This window comes from Xenorhabdus sp. NBAII XenSa04, assembly GCF_963866145.1.
GTDB lineage: Bacteria > Pseudomonadota > Gammaproteobacteria > Enterobacterales > Enterobacteriaceae > Xenorhabdus > Xenorhabdus indica.
In genome coordinates this window covers 210-5,199 of record NZ_CAWMEB010000067.1, presented here as the reverse complement: position 1 = coordinate 5,199, position 4,990 = coordinate 210, and the positions used below count along the sequence as shown (strand labels likewise).

The following is a 4,990-nucleotide window of genomic DNA, read 5'->3' as shown; positions in this document are numbered from 1 at the left end:
ACGTTTAGTTATGAACAACTGCTTCCCTTCCCAGCTGTACTGTATTATGTGGTTCCTAAGCCCGAAAATGAAACAGATAAGCCTAAACTTCCTATAAAGTTAAGTGCCTTTAGTAAGGGGTGTATTTCTCACAATCCAAACTGCCCAATTGGAAATTTATCTGGTGAGGATGGGATGCCTATAGCGCAATTTTCGCCTAACAAACCGTATACTGGGGAGTTAGTCTATTCAAAGAAAATTGATGATTTTTCCCTCAAGGAAAACAGTCCGCTCAGTTGTTCATAACTAAACGTTTTATCCCCCAATGTAACATTAATTTTGTGGGTGCAATCATCCGGGTTGTCACAATCACATATTGCAGAGCCGGCCTTTATTGACGTCATTTTACCTCCTCTCCTTAACCAATATTCACACTGCCACTGCCAATTACGATACCGCCACAATCAACAGCATCGCCCGTTCTGGCAGCAGGTTTTCCTTCAATAAATACAGAGCCGGAACCGCCGGCGATCTTCCGTGAGTGTGACGAATGAGAAGCCAGTGCGTCACCTTGTCGTGCGAGATAGACTCCGTCAACTTTCACGGTACTGGCGCCTGCAATAACGGGGGTTGCAGGACAATTACCGTGCTTTGTACCAATATCACCCACTTTAACTGCATTACCCATCTTGTTGTTCCCTGTTTTGGTTAAAGAGGCACCTGACCCATTTCTTGAATTAATACACTTTCCGCCCGCATATGCCCTGGCCGGCTGTATTCGGTTAATTGGGCATATAACGCTGCTGGCAGGTCATCGATGGTGAGATAATGCCGGATGATAAAAAGTTGGAGCAGCCCACGAACATTACGGTCATCCGTAATGCCATTTTCGCTAAACCAGTCAAAAAATTGCCGAGCGCACTCCACCGTGTCGATATGAGGGATAAAATCAAAATCAGCCTTTTCCAGCCAGTCAGGAATGAATCCGGCTAATTTTTCAATATACCGTCCTGTAAACATGGCCTGTATTTTCTCTAGCTGAATTTCTGTGATAGCGAGCATTTTTCGTTTGCTGGTTGCACCAACGGGAAAAGGTTCTCTCACCTTAACAAAGTTATCCGTGCGTTCTTCTTCAAGATAAAGTGTTGTAACACGAGTAATTGGCCCCAAAAAGCAATGCAACTCCCAGTCACTTAATACGCCGAGAAAATCCCAGATATTACGCGGATCGTAAAAACGAAAAAAAACGGGTTTTTCCTGTTTAGGTAGCAATACTTGCAGGTATTTGCGTAAATGTTGCCGCACGGTTTTCATATCGGCTTCGCTGTGGACGAAAATGCCCCACGGCGTTCTGCGGCATTCCAGCCAGATTTTAACTTCTTCAGTAACCTGTACCAGATAGGGCGCGATTTTAACCAGTTCCGGCTGGAGCGGTTCACCATAAAGGCAGGCAGAAGGCGGATCGTAACGCTCTAAGGCTAAAAACAAATCCGGTTCTGCTGCCCCATCAATAATGGCGTAGAGTTTTTCCTGACTCATTGCTGATTCTCCTTATCTTTCAGAGGACAGTGCGCGACGAACATTGAACCTTCACTGGCTGCCGCGAGCAAAATAGCAGGGTTGGCAGGCGCCAATAAATCACCGGGGCTACCGCCGGAGTTCAGATTAATGGCAGCACCCTTAATATCGATGCCGCCAGCATGAAGCACCACAAAACTCCCACCGACACGCAAAGTCAGCTTACTGCCACTTTGTAATGTCAAATCTCCCTGCGCATCCACACTGACGACCCCCTGAATTTTTTCAGCCAAATCGCCTTTGAGCTGTAATGAGCGGTCACCGTCAATCTGCTCAATATAATTGCCCGTGGTTTTATGCTCCTGTTGACCTTCTACGGTCACCTTGCGGTTATTGGCGATAACCAATTCATCGTCATGCCCGATGCTGGTTATGCGGTTATAGTTAATGCGTTCCCCGCGTGAATTGCGCACCTGAATGGCGAGGTTTTTCTGAGCATGAATAAAGACTTCTTCGCGATCTTTCTCATCTTCAAAACGTAATTCGTTAAACCCTTCTCCTTTGTGGGTTTTAGAACGGATCGACATCTGGGTTTTCGCCATCGGCAGACGGTTTGGGGGAATATTGTTGGCATGATAAGCCCGCCCGACAATAATCGGCTGGTCGGGATCGCCGTGGACAAAATCGACTAATACTTCATGACCAATACGGGGAATGGCAATCATGCCCATTAATTGCCCTGCCCACGCCTGACTGACCCGTACCCAGCAAGAACTGCGGTCATTAAATTCACCGTACCGGTCCCAGTCAAACTGGATACGGACGCGCCCGTGTTCATCGCAGAAAATTTCTTCGCCCTCTGGCCCCACAACCGTGGCAATATGCGGGCCTTCCATTTGGGGTTTCGGGTAAGGGGAAGGTCGGTAAGAGTTTTTTCGGGTGGTGAAAGTAAATTGATTAGACAGCCACGTACCGCTATCGCCTGACTGGCTTTCATCTGCCTGTGGCTGACGGCCAGAATGGGTTATCTGAATTAACTGCCACTGGTCGTTAAAAACCGCTCTGGGGTGATCCATCAGGTTAAATAACTGCCCCGGCCACATGGCGAAACAGTCACCCTGACCGTTACCCAGCTGAGTGTCCCGGCGCAGGTATTCCAGACGATACTGGCTTGCCCGTTGTCCTAACTCATCATCTTTATAGCGGCTGGGAAAATCGTAATAATGGTAGCTGTTCAGTCTTCGCTGATTGTCAAGATTGCGCCCTTCATACCAGAATTCCCGGTTCCAGCGTGGGTTTTTAAACGTTCTGTCTTTGGTCGTGATATTGGTCACACCCACGCGCTCTGACCAGCTAAACTGGCGGATACAGGTTGTTTCTCCCGTCACATCGGGTTCTGGGCGATAGGGAACAGTAATCACCTGATTAAGAGACAGGCAGGAGTCGTGAAACACAATGCGTTGCTCGTGCTGTTCCTGATCGAAAGTGAAATAATAAAAAATACCCTCATCAGCCAGTAAGCGCTGGATAAAGGCCAGATCGCTTTCATCGTACTGAACACAAAATTCTCGTGGTGGGTGCTTGTAACCGAGCGCAAAGAAAAAATTACGCACCCCATTTTCTCTGAGCAGGCTTTCTACAATATCCATCACGGACTGATTTTGGAAAATCCGGCTATTGACCCGTAAAGATGCGCGCCATAAAGAAGGTTGAATGGTGATATGGTAGTGGCTGAGATGGCGTCCGGTTGATTGCAGTGAAAAATGTGTCACCATGCCGGTGATTTGCCGTTCAACTCGCCCATTGCGATGCACGGCAAAAGCGGCATTTCTGTCCAAAACATCGGCAAAATTAATGTCAGCAATATGGCAAGTCAGTGTGGCTTCCAGCCGAAAAGGGGTTGATAACGCTTCATTCAGAGAAAAATCGACAACTGCGAAAGTTTGTTCAGGTAAATTTTCCGTAATCAGTGTAAATATTAAACCTGAGCGATCAAGTAGTTGGTTTATTTTATCCATTACCCTGCTCATTTGTACTCTCCATAATTTTGGGGTGTATCAATCCTTAGTTACGACCTGAATAGTAAAAATAATTTAGTAATAGAATGACCATTATGTATTTTAGGTTTATTGAGAAGGGTGCAGGATATAATAAAATTATTTATATGTTCCAGTAAGAATAAAAGTACATCAGGAAAATTGTGATTAACTTCTCTGACTAAACAAAATCAGATAATTACCTCTTTTAAATTTCACCTAGTACGACAGATTCAAATCACACTGACGCGCTACGCTTGTCTTCTCTGTTTTGTCCGGCTAATACATTAACCAGACAAACCAGAGATTTTGAAAAACACTATGCCAGCCAGAAAAGCCTTTTTATCTAAGCCACCCTATTAAAGAATTAGGGATAAAACTGTTCACCCTATTCACCTATTAATATTTTCATTTAAATTCATGTTGTTAAATGGTGATAACTTGAAATCAAACTCATCACTACTCTTCATCCAACCGTTCACCTTCAATCTGAAAAAGGTGAACAGGGTTGAAGAGTTATGAACAGTTTAAAAATAACTATTCACCCTATAATGTGTTGATATATCTGGTTTAAATTATAAAGTGAACAGTAGTGAACACTTTTTTATATTTCTTTGAAAATTATCATCAATAAAGAAAAAATTATTCTTCTGCCAAGTTATGACTTGTCAGTTTTGGCAGCCACTCAATGGCGGTATCAATATTCAGGCTCAGATTACTACGAATGCCGCATTTGCTTTTCTTGCGCAGGTAATGCTCCCTGTACTCCGCCAGTGCGCCCGGCATATCCATGCCAAAACGGGTTACAGAAATGGGTTTATTCAGGTTGTTGCCTTTCATATAAGCAAGGTAGGCGTGATAAAGGTACTTACGAGGATTAAATGGCACAATCTCCGCATTCCCGATTAACAGGCCGTCAGCTTCATCAGATGCAATCAAGTGGCCGCAGAAATCAACCAGCGGATCAGTGCCACGTTTGATATCCAGCGCTTCTTCTGATCTCTGTTGCGCTGCCAATAAACGCCTTGCGGCTTGTGGGTCAGCGAACCGATGCAGCAGATGCCGGATAATCACAGGCAATTCTGTTGCAATCTTCTCCCGTAGAAGTGGATCACGTTCGTTTTCTGGCACGACTTCGGAAAAGTTGAAAATCACCCGACGCCGTGACACACCCCCACTGCGATCACTGAAACTCATGGCATTATTATTTACCGCCAAGACCACCGCAGGAATGCGGGTTGAATAAGGTTGTTTATGCTTCGGATCAATAGCAACTTCATCCCCGCCTGTAATGGCCTTGATACCAGAGCCATCGCCCACATAGCGGGTCTGGTCTGGCAGGATAATCAACGAATACCCCACAATCAGCGCCCGTTCCCGTGGGTTTTCCAGTGCGGCCATACTGGCAGAAACAGTGTTGCCTTTGCCTGCCAGCATTGAACAGATTTCAGCAAAAA

At 45.4% G+C, this 4,990-nt stretch carries 5 protein-coding genes; 1 reads left to right on the top strand and 4 read right to left on the bottom strand.

The genetic code is table 11. The features are described 5' to 3' along the window. Positions 1 to 285 (top strand): hypothetical protein (locus tag AAC147_RS03300; protein ID WP_231571594.1); only part of this gene is annotated, 285 nt, incomplete at its 5' end. A gap of 112 nt (positions 286 to 397) precedes the next feature. Here the strand turns inward: AAC147_RS03300 and AAC147_RS03295 are convergent. From AAC147_RS03295 to AAC147_RS03280, 4 genes are all read right to left on the bottom strand, one after another. Continuing rightward, a complete protein-coding gene (locus tag AAC147_RS03295) occupies positions 398 to 667 on the bottom strand; it encodes a type VI secretion system PAAR protein (protein WP_047685627.1) in 270 nt (89 codons plus the stop codon). 20 nt (positions 668 to 687) lie between these two features. Next, entirely contained in the window at positions 688 to 1,518 is an 831-nt protein-coding gene (locus AAC147_RS03290; protein ID WP_047685625.1) for a DUF4123 domain-containing protein, read from the bottom strand. Beyond that, the gene (locus AAC147_RS03285) at positions 1,515 to 3,515 is read right to left on the bottom strand and encodes a type VI secretion system tip protein TssI/VgrG (RefSeq protein ID WP_047685631.1); all 2,001 of its coding nucleotides are present in this window, start codon (positions 3,513 to 3,515) and stop codon (positions 1,515 to 1,517) included. The genes AAC147_RS03290 and AAC147_RS03285 overlap by 4 nt, the downstream gene beginning before the upstream one ends. Before the next feature lie 660 nt (positions 3,516 to 4,175). Continuing rightward, positions 4,176 to 4,990: DNA primase family protein (locus AAC147_RS03280; RefSeq protein ID WP_255347687.1), on the bottom strand; the 815-nt coding region annotated here is incomplete at its 5' end.